This is a genomic window from Streptomyces sp. NPDC087428, from assembly GCF_044744085.1.
Taxonomy (GTDB): Bacteria; Actinomycetota; Actinomycetes; order Streptomycetales; family Streptomycetaceae; genus Streptomyces.
In genome coordinates this window covers 43,494-59,841 of the sequence record NZ_JBIUXR010000014.1, presented here as the reverse complement: position 1 = coordinate 59,841, position 16,348 = coordinate 43,494, and the positions used below count along the sequence as shown (strand labels likewise).

General features: G+C 71.9%; 17 protein-coding genes and 1 pseudogene. 17 read left to right on the top strand and 1 reads right to left on the bottom strand.

The window, feature by feature from the left end; translation table 11 throughout:
* The first annotated feature begins 29 nt into the window (after positions 1-29).
* The 15 genes and pseudogenes from ACIO3R_RS28260 to ACIO3R_RS28190 all read left to right on the top strand — a co-directional run bounded on the left by ACIO3R_RS28260 (position 30) and on the right by ACIO3R_RS28190 (position 13,336).
* Positions 30-848, top strand: a complete 819-nt coding sequence (locus tag ACIO3R_RS28260; RefSeq protein WP_402109728.1) for an SDR family NAD(P)-dependent oxidoreductase — start codon at positions 30-32, stop codon at positions 846-848.
* Positions 845-1,171: pseudogene (locus tag ACIO3R_RS28255) on the top strand (EamA/RhaT family transporter); the annotation flags it as partial. The gene ACIO3R_RS28260 and the pseudogene ACIO3R_RS28255, both read left to right, overlap by 4 nt.
* A gap of 55 nt (positions 1,172-1,226) precedes the next feature.
* Complete coding sequence (locus ACIO3R_RS28250) at positions 1,227-1,754, top strand: EamA family transporter (RefSeq protein ID WP_402109725.1); 528 nt, start codon at positions 1,227-1,229, stop codon at positions 1,752-1,754.
* Positions 1,755-1,887: 133 nt separating this feature from the next.
* Positions 1,888-3,006, top strand: coding sequence for a zinc-binding dehydrogenase (locus ACIO3R_RS28245; RefSeq protein WP_402109723.1), 1,119 nt, complete (start codon positions 1,888-1,890; stop codon positions 3,004-3,006).
* Positions 3,003-3,947 (top strand): ROK family protein, encoded by a 945-nt coding sequence (locus ACIO3R_RS28240; protein WP_385028287.1) that lies wholly within the window; start codon positions 3,003-3,005, stop codon positions 3,945-3,947. The genes ACIO3R_RS28245 and ACIO3R_RS28240 overlap by 4 nt, the downstream gene beginning before the upstream one ends.
* 31 nt (positions 3,948-3,978) lie before the next feature.
* Positions 3,979-4,980 (top strand): phosphotransferase, encoded by a 1,002-nt coding sequence (locus ACIO3R_RS28235; protein ID WP_402109720.1) that lies wholly within the window; start codon positions 3,979-3,981, stop codon positions 4,978-4,980.
* Positions 4,981-5,198: 218 nt separating this feature from the next.
* Positions 5,199-5,726, top strand: a complete 528-nt coding sequence (locus tag ACIO3R_RS28230; protein WP_402109718.1) for a hypothetical protein — start codon at positions 5,199-5,201, stop codon at positions 5,724-5,726.
* Positions 5,727-5,829: 103 nt separating this feature from the next.
* Entirely contained in the window at positions 5,830-7,176 is a 1,347-nt protein-coding gene (locus ACIO3R_RS28225) for an aspartate aminotransferase family protein (RefSeq protein ID WP_402109716.1), read from the top strand.
* On the top strand, positions 7,173-8,129 hold the full coding sequence (locus ACIO3R_RS28220; protein ID WP_402109713.1) for an inositol monophosphatase family protein: 957 nt from the start codon (positions 7,173-7,175) through the stop codon (positions 8,127-8,129). Before ACIO3R_RS28225 ends, ACIO3R_RS28220 begins: the two co-directional genes overlap by 4 nt.
* A gap of 5 nt (positions 8,130-8,134) precedes the next feature.
* A complete protein-coding gene (locus ACIO3R_RS28215) occupies positions 8,135-9,049 on the top strand; it encodes a diiron oxygenase (protein WP_402109711.1) in 915 nt (304 codons plus the stop codon).
* Positions 9,036-9,902: a hypothetical protein gene (locus tag ACIO3R_RS28210; protein WP_402109709.1), complete on the top strand. Its 867-nt coding sequence runs from the start codon at positions 9,036-9,038 to the stop codon at positions 9,900-9,902. Before ACIO3R_RS28215 ends, ACIO3R_RS28210 begins: the two co-directional genes overlap by 14 nt.
* Positions 9,899-10,966: an NAD(P)H-dependent flavin oxidoreductase gene (locus ACIO3R_RS28205; RefSeq protein ID WP_402109707.1), complete on the top strand. Its 1,068-nt coding sequence runs from the start codon at positions 9,899-9,901 to the stop codon at positions 10,964-10,966. Before ACIO3R_RS28210 ends, ACIO3R_RS28205 begins: the two co-directional genes overlap by 4 nt.
* Positions 10,954-11,187 carry an acyl carrier protein gene (locus ACIO3R_RS28200; RefSeq protein ID WP_385028264.1) on the top strand — a complete coding sequence of 78 codons (234 nt, stop codon included), beginning with the start codon at positions 10,954-10,956 and terminating at the stop codon, positions 11,185-11,187. The genes ACIO3R_RS28205 and ACIO3R_RS28200 overlap by 13 nt, the downstream gene beginning before the upstream one ends.
* 7 nt (positions 11,188-11,194) lie before the next feature.
* Positions 11,195-11,746, top strand: a complete 552-nt coding sequence (locus tag ACIO3R_RS28195) for an MOSC domain-containing protein (RefSeq protein WP_402109704.1) — start codon at positions 11,195-11,197, stop codon at positions 11,744-11,746.
* Positions 11,747-11,965: 219 nt separating this feature from the next.
* Entirely contained in the window at positions 11,966-13,336 is a 1,371-nt protein-coding gene (locus ACIO3R_RS28190; protein WP_402109701.1) for a hypothetical protein, read from the top strand.
* Positions 13,337-13,552: 216 nt separating this feature from the next.
* On the opposite strand, the gene ACIO3R_RS28185 is transcribed toward ACIO3R_RS28190, so the two are convergent.
* On the bottom strand, positions 13,553-14,731 hold the full coding sequence (locus ACIO3R_RS28185; protein ID WP_402109699.1) for an esterase-like activity of phytase family protein: 1,179 nt from the start codon (positions 14,729-14,731) through the stop codon (positions 13,553-13,555).
* Between the two features lie 60 nt (positions 14,732-14,791).
* Here ACIO3R_RS28185 and ACIO3R_RS28180 point away from each other — a divergent pair, with 60 nt between their 5' ends.
* Together ACIO3R_RS28180 and ACIO3R_RS28175 are read left to right on the top strand one after the other, a co-directional pair.
* The gene (locus ACIO3R_RS28180) at positions 14,792-15,070 is read left to right on the top strand and encodes a PQQ-binding-like beta-propeller repeat protein (protein WP_402109697.1); all 279 of its coding nucleotides are present in this window, start codon (positions 14,792-14,794) and stop codon (positions 15,068-15,070) included.
* 132 nt (positions 15,071-15,202) lie between these two features.
* Positions 15,203-16,300 (top strand): hypothetical protein, encoded by a 1,098-nt coding sequence (locus ACIO3R_RS28175; protein ID WP_402109695.1) that lies wholly within the window; start codon positions 15,203-15,205, stop codon positions 16,298-16,300.
* The last annotated feature ends 48 nt before the right edge of the window (positions 16,301-16,348 follow it).

Below are 16,348 nucleotides of genomic sequence, written 5' to 3'. Positions count from 1 at the left end.
CCAGTTGCTGCCGACTTGAGGAGGAACCCGTGCACAGCACCGCCCTTATCACCGGAGCGTCGTCCGGCCTCGGCGCGGAGTTCGCCGCGCAGCTCGCCGCAGAGGGACACGATGTGGTCCTGGTGGCACGCTCCGGTGATCGTCTGGCCGCCCTCGCCGAGCGGCTGACCGCCGAGCACGGTGTCCGCGCCGATGTGCTGGTCCAGGACCTCGCCGAGCCGGATGCGGCTGGCCGCATCGCCGACCGGCTGGCCACTCTGGGGCTGACCGTCGACCTGCTGGTCAACAACGCCGGATTCGGCACCTGCGGTCGCTTCGAAGAGATATCCGGGGCCCGCGACCACGACCTGCTGATGGTCAATGTCGTCGCACTCGTCGACCTCACCCATGCGCTGCTGCCCGGGATGCTGGAGCGCGGCCGGGGCTCGGTCGTCAACGTCGCCTCCAACGCCGCCTTCCAGCCTTCCCCCTACTTCGCCGTCTACGGCGCGGCCAAGACGTTCGTGCTGAACTTCGGCCTCGCCCTGCGCCAGGAGTACCGTCGGCGCGGCATCCGCGTGCTCACCTTGTGCCCCGGCCCGGTGGAGACCGCCTTCTTCGACACCATCGGCACCCGCCGCGCGGCCGTCACCGGCACCATGACCACCCCGGAGCCCGTCGTACGCGCCGCGCTGCGCGCGCTGGAGCGTGACCGCGGTTACGCAGCCCCCGGCCTCGGCAACACCCTGGCCGCCCACCTCACGCCCCGTCGCCCCCGAACCCTGGTTGCCGCCGTCGCCGAGCGCGTCACCCGCAAGGTCCTGGCCACCTCGGCCGCCGCCTCGACGCGAGCGGATCACGCCGCATGAAACTCTCCGCCTCCGTCGGCGCGGCCTCGGCCATGGTGCTCGTCGGCACCTCGACCGCGGTCTCCGCCACCGTCGCCGACTACCCGGTCTTCTTGGGGCAGGCCCTGCGCTACGCGCTCGCCGCGGCGATCCTGTTCGCCGTCGTGGGCCGCCGGCCGCAGCCTCGTATCCGCCTGACGTCACGTGACGTTCTGCTCCTGATCGCGCTGGCCGCCACCGGGCTGGCAGGGTTCAACCTCTTCCTCGTCCAGGCCACTCGGCACGCCGGCCCGGCCATGATCGGCACCGTGATCGGAGCCGTTCCCCTCGTGCTCGCCCTCGTCGGACCCTTGATGGAGCACCGGCGCCCGGCCCCCCCGCACCGTCGGAGCCGCGACGGTGGTGGCACTCGGCGCGGCCGTCGCCGCCGGACTCGGCTCGGGCAGTCCGACCGGTCTGCTCCTGTCCCTCGGCGCACTCGCCGGCGAGGTGGCCTTCTCCCTGCTGGCCGTCCCGCTCCTGCCCAGACTCGGCCCCCTGAGGGTCGCGGCCTATCCAGCCGCACTGTCCGTACCCATGCTGCTTGCCGCGGGCCTGGCCCTGGACGGCACCGCCTCCCTGCGGCTGCCCACCCCCGGCCAAGGAGCCGCCTTCGTCTACCTCGGCGCGATCGTCACCGCGGCCGCCTTCTTCCTCTGGTACGACGCACTGCGCCGCCTCGGTGCCGACCGCGCGGGTCTCTTCGCCGGTCTCGTGCCCGTGGGCGCACTGCTCACCACCCTCGTACTCGGCATCGGGCAGGCCGGTCCCGCTGACATCGCCGGTGCACTGCTCGTAGCCGCAGGCGTCGCCGCCGGACTGCGACAGCCCCGCCGCGACGATCCCGCACCGCTCCACCCCCGAACGAGGGCTCCCGAGTTGGCCTGATCGGTGCACCCGCCGCCCCACCCAACTGCCTCCTCTCCCTCGGCGAGGCAGCTCCGAGATGGCTCAGAGGCGTCCTATCCGGGCCCATTCGGCTGCGTTAGCGTCGCCTTCCACACACCGATGGGGAGGTCTCGTGCGCGCTCTCGTCTATCTGGGTCCAGGCTCCGCCGAACTTCAGGACAGGCCCGCCGCACAGCTCGTGCACGATGACGACGTGGTGGTGGAGATCGTTGGTACGGGAGTCTGCGGCACGGACCGCAAAATCCTGCTCGGGCGGTTCCCGGCCCGGCCGGGCGTGGTGCTCGGACACGAGTCGGTGGGTGTGGTGCGGGAGACGGGGCCGCAGGTGCGTTCGCTCGGCGTGGGGGACCGTGTGGTGGTCAACCCGACGCTGTACTGCGGCTGGTGCGCCCCGTGCCGCCGGGGAGCCACCAACTTCTGCCGTCACAAGGCGGGGACCGAGGTCGGAGTCGACCGGGACGGCACGTACGCGGAGACGGTGACCCTGCCGGAACGGTTCGTCGAAAGGGTTCCCGCCGGGCTGTCCTTCCGCAGTGCGGTCCTGATCGAGCCGCTCGCCTGCGTCCTGAGCAACGTCAAGGCCGCGTCCGTCACCTTCGACGACACCGTGGTCGTGCTCGGCGCGGGCCCGATCGGGTTGCTGACCGCGCTGGTCGCCGCCCGCCGGGCCCGGCGGGTCGTCGTCGCCGAACCGGACGGCTACCGGCTGGAGCGGGCCCGCGAACAGTTCGCGCACGTGGTGGACGTGGCCGGAACGGACCCGGCCGAAGCCGTGGTGAAGGCATCGGGCGGCGAGCGCCCCTCCGTCGTCTTCGACACGACGGGCACCGGTCTGGAAGCGGCGCTGCGGCTGATCGACGACGGAGGCCGGGTGGTGGTGATGGGGTTCGACGACACCTACTCCGCGCCGCTGCGCCCGCTCCAGCTCACCAACCGCGGCATCCAGTTGATCGGCGCCGGGGACTACCGGGCCGACATCTTCCCTGTCGCCGTGGACCTGGCCGCCGAACTCGGCGCCCCACAACAACCCGGCACCGGCACCGGACCTGTTCTTGAGTGGCTGGTGACGCACGAGTTCCCGCTCGAACGGTACGCAGAGGCATTCACCGCGCTCGGCGGCCTCACCCGGGGCGACGGAAACGAACGGCCACCGCGCTACGACGCGCTCAAGGTCGTCATCCGCTCGCACACCGGCCCGGCCGGCGCCGACGGCTGGCCGGTGGAGGCATGAGCGCGCCGCGGCTCGGCTCGATCGAGTCCGGCGGGTCCAAGTTCGTCTGCCTGGTCGGCTCGGCCCCCGACCGGATCGAGGCCGAGACCCGGTTCCCGACCGGCCGGCCGGGCCCCACCCTGGACCGGGCCATCGCCTTCTTCCGGGAGACGGCCGCCAGGACCGGACCGCTGGACGCGATCGGCATCGCCTCCTTCGGGCCCCTCGAACTGAGGCCGGACCACGCCAAGTTCGGTCATCTCGCCGCCTCCCCCAAGCCCGGCTGGTCCGGGGTGGACGTCGCCGGTCCGATCGCTGCCGCGCTCGGCGTACCGGTGGGCATCGATACCGACGTCAACGGTGCGGCCCTCGGTGAGGGACGGTGGGGCGCCGCGCGGGGTCTGGACACCTATGTCTACCTCACCGTCGGCACCGGGATCGGCGGCGGTGCGGTGATCGGCGGCAAGGTGGTCAGCGGACTGGTCCACACGGAGATGGGCCACCTCACGGTCCCCCGTATCCCGGGCGACACCTTCCCCGGCTCCTGCCCCTTCCACGGCGACTGCTGGGAGGGGCTGGCAGGCGGCGAGGCCATGGGCGCCCGATGGGGGGCACCGGCCGAAGAGCTGACCGGGGACGCACTGGGTGAGGCGCTGCGGCTGGAGGCGGCCTACCTGGCCGCCGGGCTGCGCAACATCGTCTACACGACCGCACCCCAGCGGATCGTGATCGGCGGCGGTGTCGCGCAGTTCCCCGGGCTCTTCCCGCTGCTCCGTGCCGAACTGACCGTGGCACTGGCCGGATACCCCGGGCTGCCCGAGCACGCGGCCGACGACTTCGTGGTCCCGGCACGGCTCGGCCGACTCGCCGGACCGGCGGGCGGACTGGTCCTGGCAGCCGGGGCGGCCGCCGCCGCACGGCCGTTGCCCGGCACTGGGCCATCGGGAGGAACGGGCGCATGAGGGCGGCCCCGGGCCGGGCAGGCCGGCCGGTGTGACGCACCCCCGTCCGGTGGGTCTTCTGGACCCGGCCACCCGTGCCTGGCTGACCTCGCACGCCCTGCCCGGGGCCCTGCTGCACGCGATGGACCCGCTGCCGGGCGGGTTCACCAACGACATGGCCGTGCTCACCGCCGAGCGCCCCGGTGCGGCCGGAGCGGAGCGCTACGTGCTGCGCCGCTACCGGCCAGGCGGCAGCCGGTTCCCGCGCAACACCTGCGCGGTGGAGATCGCGGTCCTCGGCCAGGCGGCGGCCCGTGCCGTCCCGGTGACCGCGGTGGTCGCAGCCGATCCGCAGGGACGTGCCACCGGCCGCCCCACCCTGCTCTACCGGTTCGTGGACGGGACCCCGCTCAGCCAGGTGCTCGCGGACGGTCCGGCGAGCGATGACGCGCGCGGCCTGGGCCGGGCCGTCGGCGTGGTGCTGGCACGGATCGGCCGGATCAGGCTGCCCCGGCCGGGGGTCTTCTGCGACCCCTCGCTGGTCCCGGCCCCGGACGGCGCCGCTCCGCTGGGTGATCTGCCCGGTTTCGTCGACCGCTGTCTGGCCGCGGCGGCCCCGGACGGGCCGCTGAGCGGGACGGACTCCGCGGCACTGCGCGCCCTCGCCCGCCGAGGGCCTCTGGCACATGCCGCCGTGGCGGGCGAAAGGAGCCTGGTGCACGGTGACTTCAACCCGAAGAACATCCTGGTCCGACAGTGCGCCGGGCAGTGGGCGGTGGCCGCCGTCCTCGACTGGGAGCTCGCCTTCAGCGGTTCCCCGCTCTTCGATGTCGGGAACATGCTGCGCTTCGCCCACGAGTACCCACCCGCCTTCACCACGGGCTTCGTCGACGGCTTCCGGTATGGGAGTGGCCGGCTGCCCGCGGACCGGCTGCGGCTCAGCCGGACGCTGGACCTCTTCGCGCTCGCGGACATCCTCACCGCACCGCCCGACCCGGCCTACTTCGCCCGCGCGCACACCGTGCTGCGGCGGTCCGCCGCCGACCGGTACTGATCTGTACTCACCCACCGGCTGTCCCCGCTTTCCCACCCGGCCCGTACGCCGCTCCATTCTCAGGAGACAACTGCTGTCCGAGCGAATTGCGGAATATCGCCAATAAGTGTCGAAGGAATGGCTGAGAGGCGATATACAGCGTTCTTCTCAGCATCGAAAAATCCGGTTACTCTGCCTGGGTCGAAGTGAAAGATCGTTGATCGAGGGAGAGTTTCGCCGTGGAGATCGGAAGCACGGGAAGTGTCCTGAAGACGCTCACGCCGACCGTTCGCTGCAACGGGACGCCGCCCACGCCCGCGCTGCGCGAAGGGCCGTACTACAAGCCCGACACCCCCCTCAGAACCAGCTTCCGGGGCGATGTGGACGGAGGGACACCGATGGTGCTGCATGGTGCCGTGTGCACCTCGGAAGGGCAGCCGATCGGTGGCACCCTGCTCGACTTCTGGCAGGTCGGGGACGCCGGGGTCTACGACGACGACGGTTTTCGGCTGCGCGGCCACCAGTTCGCGGACGCCGAGGGGCAGTGGCGGCTGGAAACGGTGCTGCCCGCCATGTACCCGGGGCGGACACGGCACGTGCACGTGAAAGTGCAGCCGCCCGGCGGCGCCGTACTGACCACGATGCTGTATTTCCCCGGCGAACGCCGGAACCACCTCGACAAGTATTTCCGGCCAGAATGCCTGATGGACGTGCGCGAGACACCCGAGGGCTGGGACGCGTCGTTCACCTTCGTCCTGGACGTATAAATCCTGCCCCCGGAAATACCGACGGGAGCCTGGCTTTCCCCTGCCCGGAGATATCGCTATTCGCCGTCCGTGGTGTCCGCGGACGGAAGCCGACAGGAGTCACATGGCCGACCTCATGCGCGCCCAGCCCGGTGCCCGGAGTGACGCACGAAGCGATACCCAGGAAGACGTCCGCGGAGATGCCCGGAGCTTCGCGGAGAAGCACCTGTACTACCCCGTCAGCGCGTACGAGATGGATCACGGCGAGGGCATCCACCTGTACGACAAAGACGGCAACGAGTACCTCGACTGCGCTTCCGGCACCTTCAACCTGAGCCTCGGCTACGGGCACCCCGAAGTGGTCAAAGCCATGCGGGACCAAGCCGAACGGCTGGTGCACACCACCTCGACCTTCCAGACCGCGCCCGTCAACGAGCTCGTCCGGCGGCTGGTCGAGGTCACCCCGCCGAACCTGACCAAGGTGCACCTCAAGGTCTCGGGCGGCTCCACCGCGAACGAGGGCGCGGTCAAGATGGCGCAGCTCGCCACCGGCCGCCGCGACGTCATCACTCTGTTCCGCAGCCACCACGGCCAGACCATGATGACGACCACAATGTCGGGGGAGTCCTTCCGCAAGGCCCCCTTCCCGCACCTGATGCCCGGCGTGCTCCAGGTACCCGACCCCTACTGCCTGCGCTGCTTCTACCGTCAGGCGGGCCCCGACAGCTGCGGCATGCTCTGCGTCGAGCGCATCAACGACTTCCTCGACCACGCCAGTTCCGGCAGCGTCGCCTGCGTGGTCGTAGAACCGGTCTCCGGCAGCGGCGGCAACATCGTGCCCCCCGACGGCTACCTGCCCGCCCTGCGCGCCCTGTGTGACGAACGGGGCATCGTCCTCGTCTTCGACGAGATACAGACCGGCATAGGCCGGGTCGGCCGGATGTTCGCCGCCGAGCACTACGGGGTCCGGCCCGACATCCTGACCACCGCCAAGGGCCTCGGCGGCTCCGGCGCCCAGATCGCGGCGATCGTCGCCGACGAGCGGATGTCCGGGCTCAGCAGCGACCACCACTCCTTCACCTACGGCGGCAACATCCTCGCCGCCGCCGCGGCGGCCACCACGCTCGACGTGATCGGCCGCCCCGGCTTCCTGGAGAACGTCCGGGAGGTCGGCGCCCACATCATGGAACGGCTGCGCGCGCTGGCCGCCCTGCACCCCTCCGTCGTGGACGTGCGCGGCCTCGGCCTGATGATCGGGATCGAGATCGGCGACGACCAGGGACGCCCGCACAGCGAACGGGCCCAGTCCCTGGCCCGCCGGGGCATGGCCCACGGCCTGATCCTGCGCACCTCCCGCTACGGCCGGGGCAACGTGATCAAGATCCGCCCGCCGCTGATCCTCACCCGTACCGAGGCCGATCTGCTCTGCGACCGGCTCGAAGCACTCTTCGCCGCGGAGGCCGCCGCATGACCGGATCCGAACCCAGCACCCCCACGGACGCCGCAGCCGTACGGCAGTACGTGATCGGCCTCGCCGGAGCCGTCCGTGACGCCGTACTGGCCGCCCAGCACGAGGCCGGGAGCCGCCTGGTCCGGGGCCATTCGCCGGGCGGGGACGCCCAGTTCGGCCTCGACGAGGTCGCGGAGGCGGCCACCTGGAAGTACGTCGCCGGGCACGACCTGCCCGTCGCCGTCTACTCCGAGGACCGCGGCCTCCAGTACCACGGCACGGACCCGGCCCACCTGCTGGTCGTCGACCCCATCGACGGCACCCGGCCCGCCGTCGCCGGTCTGGAGTCGGCCACGGTCTCCATCGCCGTCGCCCGCATGTCGCAGCGCCCGCGCATCGCCGACGTCGAGCACGCGATGCTGATGGAACTGCGCACGGGCGCCTACCTCTACGGGGACCGGGCGACACCCGGCATCACCGCGTACGGCTACGACCACCCCGTCCCGGCGCTGACCCGCACCACCGACCTCGCGCGGATGTTCTGGTCGCTGGAGTTCAACGGCCACCCCGCCCGCCTGATGACCGAGGCGTACGGCCACCTGATCGACCTCTCCGCCAACACCGGCGGTGTCTTCGTCTTCAACAGCGCCACCTGGTCCATCTCCCGGCTGCTCACCGGCCAGCTCGACGCCTACGTGGACATCGGCAACCGGCTGCTGCGCGACGACCCGGCCCTGCTGCCCGAGTTCGAACGCGTCGGCAACGGCCGGGTCCTGCACCTGTTCCCGTACGACATCGCGGCGGCCGTCTTCCTCGCCGAGCGGGCCGGAGCGGTCATCACCGACGGCTACGGACAACCGCTCGGCGACACCGTCCTGACGGACCTGAGCATCGCCAACCAGCGGTCCTGCGTGGCCGCGTCCACACCCGAACTCCACCGGGCCCTGCTGGCTGCCGTCCGATGGAAGGAGTGATGTCCGTGCGCCCCACGAACACCCCGCCCGCCCGAGCCGTCAGCGCCCCGGCGGGGTACGACACCGAGTTCCGGAACCTGCTCGACCGGCTCTCCGAGAAGGCCACCGCGGACTACTACAACCCCTTCACCACCTTCGACTGGCCGGCCTCGATCCCCACCGACGAACTCTGGATGTCCCCCGAACTGCTCTCCGTCCACGGCACCGAGCTGATGGACGAACTGAGCCCCGCACAGCTCCGGACCCTGAGCAGGTGGGAGAGCGTCAACTTCTACAGCCTCAACGTGCACGGCATCCGCGAACTGCTCATCGAGGTCACCCGGCGCGTCCACACGCCCGGCTTCGAGCTCCCCTCCGAGTTCTTCCACCACTTCATCGGTGAGGAGAACGACCACATGTGGTTCTTCGCCACCTTCTGCCTCAGGTACGCCGGCAAGATCTACCCCGACAAGTCCGTCAAGCTGCCCGGGACGCCACGCGACCCGGACATCGAGAACTTCCTGGTCTTCGCCCGGATCCTGGTCTTCGAGCAGATCGTGGACCACTACAACGTCCGGATGGCCGCCGACCACCGCCTGCACCCGACCGTCCGGCACATCAACCGGCTGCACCACCAGGACGAATCCCGCCACATAGCCTTCGGCTGCCGTCTGGTGCACCTGCTGTGGGAGCGGCTCCTCGACCGCGGCCTGGACGAGGCGGCCCGGCACGACCTGCGCAGCTACCTCGGCCGCTACCTGACCACCAGCATCGAGTCCCTCTACAACCCGGCGGTCTACCGCGACGCGGGACTCCCGGACGGCTTCGCCCTGCGCAAGCGGCTGCTCGTCCACCCCGGCCGGCAGGCCGCCCACACCAAGGTCCTGCACAAGACCACCGGCTTCCTCAACCGGATCGGGGTGCTCGATGCCCGTCACTGACCCCGCGGCCGCCGTGACCGCCTGGTCGGTCCGGGACGGACTGGCCACCCTCGACGAACCCGCCGTCCTGCTGAAGGACGCACTCGACGCGGTGTTCACCGGATGGGGTGTCGAGGCCGGAGCCCGGCAGCGGAGCTACCCACCGCTGTTACGGGCCGAGGAGCTGGGCGACCTCGACTACTTCCGCAACTTCCCGCACCTGGGCAGCCCGGTCACACGCATCCGCCCCGACCGGCTGGCCGCCCGTGCCGCGACCCCGGCCGGAGCCGCCGCACTGCCCGCGGCCGACCTGGCGGACGCCACCCACCTGCTGCCCTCCGCGGCCTGCTACGGCTGCTTCCTGCACCTCTCCGGCACCGGCTCAGACGCCCCCGTTCTCGTCACCACCGTCGCGCAGTGCTTCCGCAACGAGGACCACCACGACGGGCTGCGCCGGCTCTGGGGGTTCACCATGCGGGAGATCGTGTGCGTCGGCTCCGCCGAGACCGTACGGACCCATCTCGACCGGCACCGGGAGCGGATCGCCGCCTTCGGTGAGGCCCTCGGCCTCACCCTCGACCGGCAGCCCGCCACCGACCCGTTCTTCGAGAAGGACGGCGCCCGCACCGTCATGCAGATGCTCGCCCCGGTGAAGGACGAGTACCTGCACTCCGACGGCACCGCCGTGGCCTCCACCAACAACCACCGCAACTTCTTCGGCGAGCGCCTGGCCATCGGCCACACGGGACGCCCGGCCTTCACCGGCTGCGTCGCCTTCGGCCTGGAACGGTGGGTGCACGCCCTGGGTGACCGTTTCGAAGGGGACCTGGCCGCCGCGCACCGCGCGGTACGGCGGGCGGGGGAGCGCTCGTGACCCGGTTGGCCGCCCGGCTCGGCCTCGTACTGCCCCTGCTCCAGGCGGGGATGGGCGCCGTCGCCGGGCCCGAGCTGTGCGCCTCGGTGTCCCGGGCCGGAGCGGGCGGCACCCTCGCGCTGTACAAGGAACCGCCCGCGCGGGCAGCCCGGCTGGTCCGTGAGGTGGCGGCTGCCACCGGCCGGCCCTTCGGGGTGAACGTGGTCCCCGAGGTCACCGGCCCGGCCGGCTGCCTGGACCAGCTCCGGACCGTCCTGCCCGAACTGCCGCGGGGCGCGTTCGTCACCTCCTTCGGGCTGCCCGACGCCGACACGGCCGGGGCCGTCCGGGCCGCCGGGCACCCGCTGGTGGTTCAGGTCGGCACCCTCGTGGACGCGGGCACCGCCCTCGGACAGGGGGCGGACGTCCTGGTCCTCCAAGGCACCGAAGCCGGCGGCCACCTGCTCGGCCGGCTTCCCGCGGACCTCCTGCTGGCAGCCGTCCGGGCCCGCTACCCGGACGCGGTACTGGCCGTCGCGGGCGGGATCGCCACCGGACAGGACCTCGCGGACGCCGTGGCCCGGGGCGCGGACGGGGCCATGGCCGGCACCCTGTTCGTCCCGGCCGCGGAATCCACCGCGCACCCGGAGTTCAAACGCCGGGTGATCGACGCGGTGGCCGACGACACCCTCATCACCTCCCTGTTCGACATCGGCTGGCCGCGCCGCCCGCACCGCGTCCTGCGCAACCCCCTCACCGCCACGACGGGACGCGCCCCGGCCACCTTCATCGCCACCACCCGGGTGGACGGGCGGGCGTACCCGGTACCGCGCTACAGCGCGGCGGCTCCGGGGGACGGCACCACCGGCCGCGTCGAGGAGATGGCCATGTACTGCGGCCGGTCCTGCACCCGCGTCACCGCCCGGCACCCGGCCGCCGTCACCGTCGCCCGGCTCAGCCGGGAGTACGAGAGAGCCCGCAGGTCCCGCGCCGCCTCTCCCGGCCCCGAGAACGCCACGAGCGCGCGCACGAGCGGATCGCACAAGCCTGACCGGACCCAGGAGAGGCAGCCATGGACGACGTGATCAAGCCGGTCGTGGACTGGCTGCGCGAACGCAACCCCACCGTCGACGAGATACCGGAGGACCTCGACCTGATCGAGAACAGGCTGATCGACTCACTCGGCTTCATGGAGTTCATCCTGCTGCTGGAGGACCTGATCGGGCGCGAACTGCAGCTCGACCAGATCGACGTGGACCAGTTCCGCACTCTCCGTTCCCTCCGGGAACACTTCCTGAAAGGGTGAACCGCCCATGGCGCAGGACCCCCCGGTGCCCGGACCCGGACGTGTCACCTCGCTGCATCTCGCCCCGGCCACCGGCGAGCCCACCCTCCGCGTCGCAGAGGCCCGCGCGGTGGCGGGCCGCGGCCTGGCGGGGGACCGCAACTACTGGGCCGGCGAGGGCCCACGGCCCCGGCGCCGGGGAGCCGGCCGGGCGTCCGGGGTCTGCGACGTCACCCTCATCGAGGCCGAGGCCCTCGACGCCCTGGCCGACGAGCACGGCATCACGCTCACCCCCGCCGAATGCCGCCGCAACCTCGTCTGCCGCGACATCCGGCTCAACCCGCTGGTGGACCAGGAGTTCCAGGTGGGTGGGGTGATCCTGCGCGGTCTCGGACTCAGCCAACCGTGCGCCCGCCTCGAGCAACTGGTGCGCCCCGGCCTGATCCGTGGCCTGCTGCACCGCGGCGGACTGCGGGCCGAGGTGGTCCGCGGTGGGACGATCCGGGCGGGCGACCGGATCGTCCCGAGGCCGCACCACGCGTGGCCGCTCCTGCCGGCCGTTCCGGCCCGTTTCCCCTGAGGCCGCCCGGACACACCCGGGCACCGTCCCGCCCTCACGGATTCGAGGCCCCTGAGTACGACCGTCCCGGCCGGCACTCCCTCGCGGAACGGCCCGCAAACCGGCGCACACGCAGCCGGGAACAGACCGTGAGTACCCATGCCCGCGGATCCGGACGACTCGCCCGCGCGCCGCGCGGGACGAACCGCCCGGCCGTGGCCCCGCAGACAGGAAGACAGCATGGCGATCGAAGGCGCCGCCCCCGGGCGGAAGAGCGGCACGGCACCGGAGTCCGGCGCGGACGCACCCTCGGCCGAGGCCGTGGAGCGTGCGGAACGGGCGGTCAAGGAGCTCGCCGCGGCGGGGACGGCCGTCTCGGCCCGCCGGCTGGAGTGGGGCTTCGCCCTCCGCCTCGGCCAAGGGGCCGTCGACCGCCTCGCGGACCCCGGCCCCGCCGGGCCCGCCAACGCCTTTTGCGGCCTGGTGTCGGAGGTGCTCGCCGGATCCCTGCCCGCAGGTACGGCCGAAGCCGTCGACGCGGCGCTGACCGGCCGCGCCGAACAGATCCGGTCGGCCGCCCGGGGCGCCGGCTGCGAGCTGCGCTCGCCATGGTCCGCACCCACCCTCCTCGCCCCCATGGCCCTCGACGCGCCGCCACGCGAGACCGGCCTGTGGTTCAGCGTGTTCACACCGGGCGCGGGCTGGGGAACCGACGCGCAGTTCACCGCCCCCTACGCCTCGGAAACCCCTGCCCTGACCGTCTTCCGCGACGACCTGTACTGCGTCTACCAGGGCCGGGGCGACAATCCCGGCCTGTGGTGGACCGCGCACCGCGCGGACGGCAGCTGGTCGCAGGACCAGTCGTTTCCCTCCCACCACACTCTGGGCAGCCCTGCTCTGGCCGTGTTCCGGGACCGCCTGTACTGCGCGCACCGCGGCGGCTCCGGCGACTGGGGCATCGCGCTGACCTCCTATGACGGCGAGACCTGGAGCCCGGACCGGCCGGTCCCGCACGCCGGGAGTGTCTACGGCCCGGCGCTGGCCGTCTTCCGCGACGTCCTCCATCTCGCCTACGCCGACGCCGCCCAACGGATCATGGTCACCACCAGCCCGGACGGCCACAGCTGGACACCCCCGGAACCCGTCCCCGGCTGCGCCACCACCAGGTCCCCGGCGCTCGCCGTGTACGACGACGCTCTCCACCTGTTGCACGGCAACCCCAAGGACGGGGCCATCCACTGGAGCCGGCTGCGCGACACCGGCTGGGCCTCCGAGGGCGCGTTGCCCGGGCACCGTACGCGGAGCAACATCGGCCTCGCCGTCTTCGACGACAAACTGATGTGCGTCCACCGCGACCCGGCGCGCCAGCAGCTGTGGTGGTCCGCCTTCGACGGCGCCGGATGGAGCACGGACACCGAGCTGCCGGGGCACAACAGCAAGTACGGTGCGGCGCTGGCCGTCCACCGGGACGCGACCGGCACCCGCGACCAACTCCTGTGCGTCCACCGGGGCCATGGTCAGCGTTTCGTCACCGCGGCAGGGGAGGTGCTGACGGACGAGAACCCGGCGGGGCTGCACGAACTCGACGACCCGAGCTCCGTCGCCGACTGAGACCGGCCCCCCACGACGGCAGGAGCACGGTGACGCCGGCCCCGGTCCCGGTGCCCGGCCTCGACCGCCGCCGCGTCCCTGCGCGCCACCCACCAAAATGCGGGCCGCGACCGTGAGGTCGCGGCCCGCATCGGTGGATACCGCAGAGCCGGAGGCGCGTGACTGTTCCGCCGCCGGAGCTGTCGGGCGGTCAGCCCGCTGCCGGCTACCGGCGGCTCAGCGGATGCCGAGTGCGACGAACTGGGTGACCGCGTCGTCGGCGAAGTTGTCGTCGCTGACCAGGACCAGGGTGCGTTCGCCGTTCGGCAGGGTCGGACCCCAGGTCATGCCCTCGGTGTTGTCGACCCGGGACAGACCCACGTCGGCCAGGTCCGCGACCAGCTTCTTGCGCATCGGGACGACCTTTCGTCCCTGGAGGGAATCGATGTGCTGCACGTCGGTGGCGCCGCGGGTGGTGGCGTCGAAGAGGCGGATCTTGTAGCCCGCGCCTGCCACCCAGGTGCGTTCGAGGACGAAGTAGCGGCTGGGGTCGCCGGGGTAGGCCAGGATCGTGGGCACGCCGGTGTCGGGCGGATACGTGCTGGACCCGTCGGGCGCGGTGAAGATCTTTTCGAGCGGGTAGGCGAACTGGCCGAGCACCTCGCCGTCCCGCCGCTGCTGGGTGACGCGGACCAGCGCACCGTGCCGCAGGGTCGGCTCAGGGCCGTCCTGGAGCAGCGGCCCCTCGACAGCGCTGGTGAGCACGCGGCCGCCCGCTCCGAACGTGATCGCCTCCACCGCCTTGTTCCGGCGGATGCCCCAGTCATCCATGGTGATTTTGTAGTTGGGCGGCAGCGGGAGTTGCCCGAGGTACGCACCGGAGCGGCCGGCGAACTGGATCGACGGCTGGATCACCGGCTCGTCCGACGACTTCGGCCGGTCGCCCTCCTGCGCCCACCAGTAGTCGCAGGTCTGCGGATCCACCCGTACTTCCTCCGGGTCCACGGCCTTTCCGTCGCCGTCGCTCACCGGCGGATAGACCGCCCCGTCCGGCTGGAGGAGGGGGTGCGTGCCGGTGAAGTCGACGGAGTGCACTCCGGCGCCGTCCACCGCGATCCGAGCGGTGTAGAAGCGGGCGGGCTGGAGCACCGAACGGTCGTCGCTGATGGCGACGTACTCGCCCGTGCACGGATCCCGGTCGATCCCGGACAGCCCGCCGACCGTCGTGCCCCGGAACGGGAGCTTGTGCGGAACGATCTTCTCGCCCAGCAGACGGGCCTTCGCCCCGATGTCGGACGACGCGGCCGTGCCGCCCCGCGTGCCGTTGTCGTCCGACTGTGCTGCCACGGCCGGAGCCATCGTCGCCGCCAGCACGACGGCCGCGACACACGAGCGGCGGATCAAGGAGAGTTTCATGGAGATGATCTTGGCTCGTCCTGTGTACCGAGCGCAGTCACCCATGAGTGTGATGGGGCGGTGCAACAGAGTGAGAGGGCGAGGCGGTGGGAAGTAGGGGCGTCGGCTGGGACCGCGACGGCAGAGGGGCGGACCACCGGCGCGTACGCCCTGCTCTCCGGGACGGGGCAGGCACGCGTCCTCCAGCACTGGACCGGTGCGAGGATCGTCGGAGCGGTGCACGGACGCACGCTCTGGACGGGCCAGTTCGACAGCACGGCCATGGGCGAGCCTGCCGCGAGCGGCGACTCGGTCGTGTTCCTCGACGGCGGCGGCACGCTGTGGGCGGTACGTGTGTGACCCGCTTCCCCGCACCTGGACCGATGTTGGCGCGATACCGGCCTTGGCCGGACATGCCCCCTATCGGTACCCGCCGTCCCGCGTGACCCTGCGAACAGGACGTTCTCGCGGGGAAGACGGGGGCTGTTCGAGATGGCGGATTCCTTACCGATCTACGTACCCGCCCTGCCGGCGCGAAGCAGCGCGCTCGCGGCGTACGCGCAGCTGAAACCGTGGGTCAGGGCGACCATCGCCCCTTTGTGGACGATCCCCCCGAGGACGGGGCCGGTCCGCCTGCTCGGCCACCGGCCGACGGTTCCGCACGACCGGAACCAGCATGCTCTCGCCGCGCATGTGCGCGGCAGGACGGTCTCGATCATGCGGGCGCAGAAGGCGCTCCCGGCCTGGGTGGACGCCTTTCACGTGGAGGACGAGGAGTGGCCCGTCCGCTCTGGGCTCTGGAGCTGTCTGCCCGCCAGTCCGCTGAGGCCGGTGACCGGGACCGAGCGAGCGGACTGGCAACAGGAGGCGGCCGCGGAGGTTGCCCGTGCGAGCGGCAACGGCCTGGGCATCCGCGTGCGGGTGCCGGAACTGCCCGACGAGCGCCGGTCCGAAGCCGTCCGGGGCATGATCGACCGGATACGCGCCGGTGGCACCGTACCGCTCGATCTCCTGCTCGACCTGGGGGATGTGACTGACGAACACCACCGGGCCGACAAGTGGGCGCTCCGCGCGTGGGATCTGCTCGGCCGTCTCCATCGCTGGCGCACCGTGGTGGTCCTCGCGGGATCGGTCCCGTGCTCGGTGACCGATCTCGCCGTGGGAGCGATGACCGAACCGCACCGCTTCGACTGGGACATCCGGCACATGATGCTGCACGCCGGGGCAGCGGTCGTGCCGCGTCTCACCTACGGCGACTACGGTGCTCAGCACACCCGCGGCGCCGACCATCCCGCTGGCGGGTGGAGCCCGCCGTGGGGGTTTCTGCGGTACACGACGGAACGCACGTTCCTCCTGGCCAAGGCCGCGACGGAAGGGGAGGGCCGGGCGGCGGGGGTCAGGTCGCTCGCGCGGCAGATCGTCGAGACGCCGGAGTTCCGCGGCGCGGGGTTCAGCGACGGCGACCGCTGGCTCGAACAGTGCGCGCGGGGGACCGGCAGGGCAGGGACCGGAGGCGTGGGCAAGTGGATCGAGGCCGGCCACAACGGGCACATGACCTACGTAGCCCGCCAGTTGACGGATACGGGCTGAGCCATGGCACAACCACGCGGCCGTGACCTGGGAGTAACAGCTGTCGGA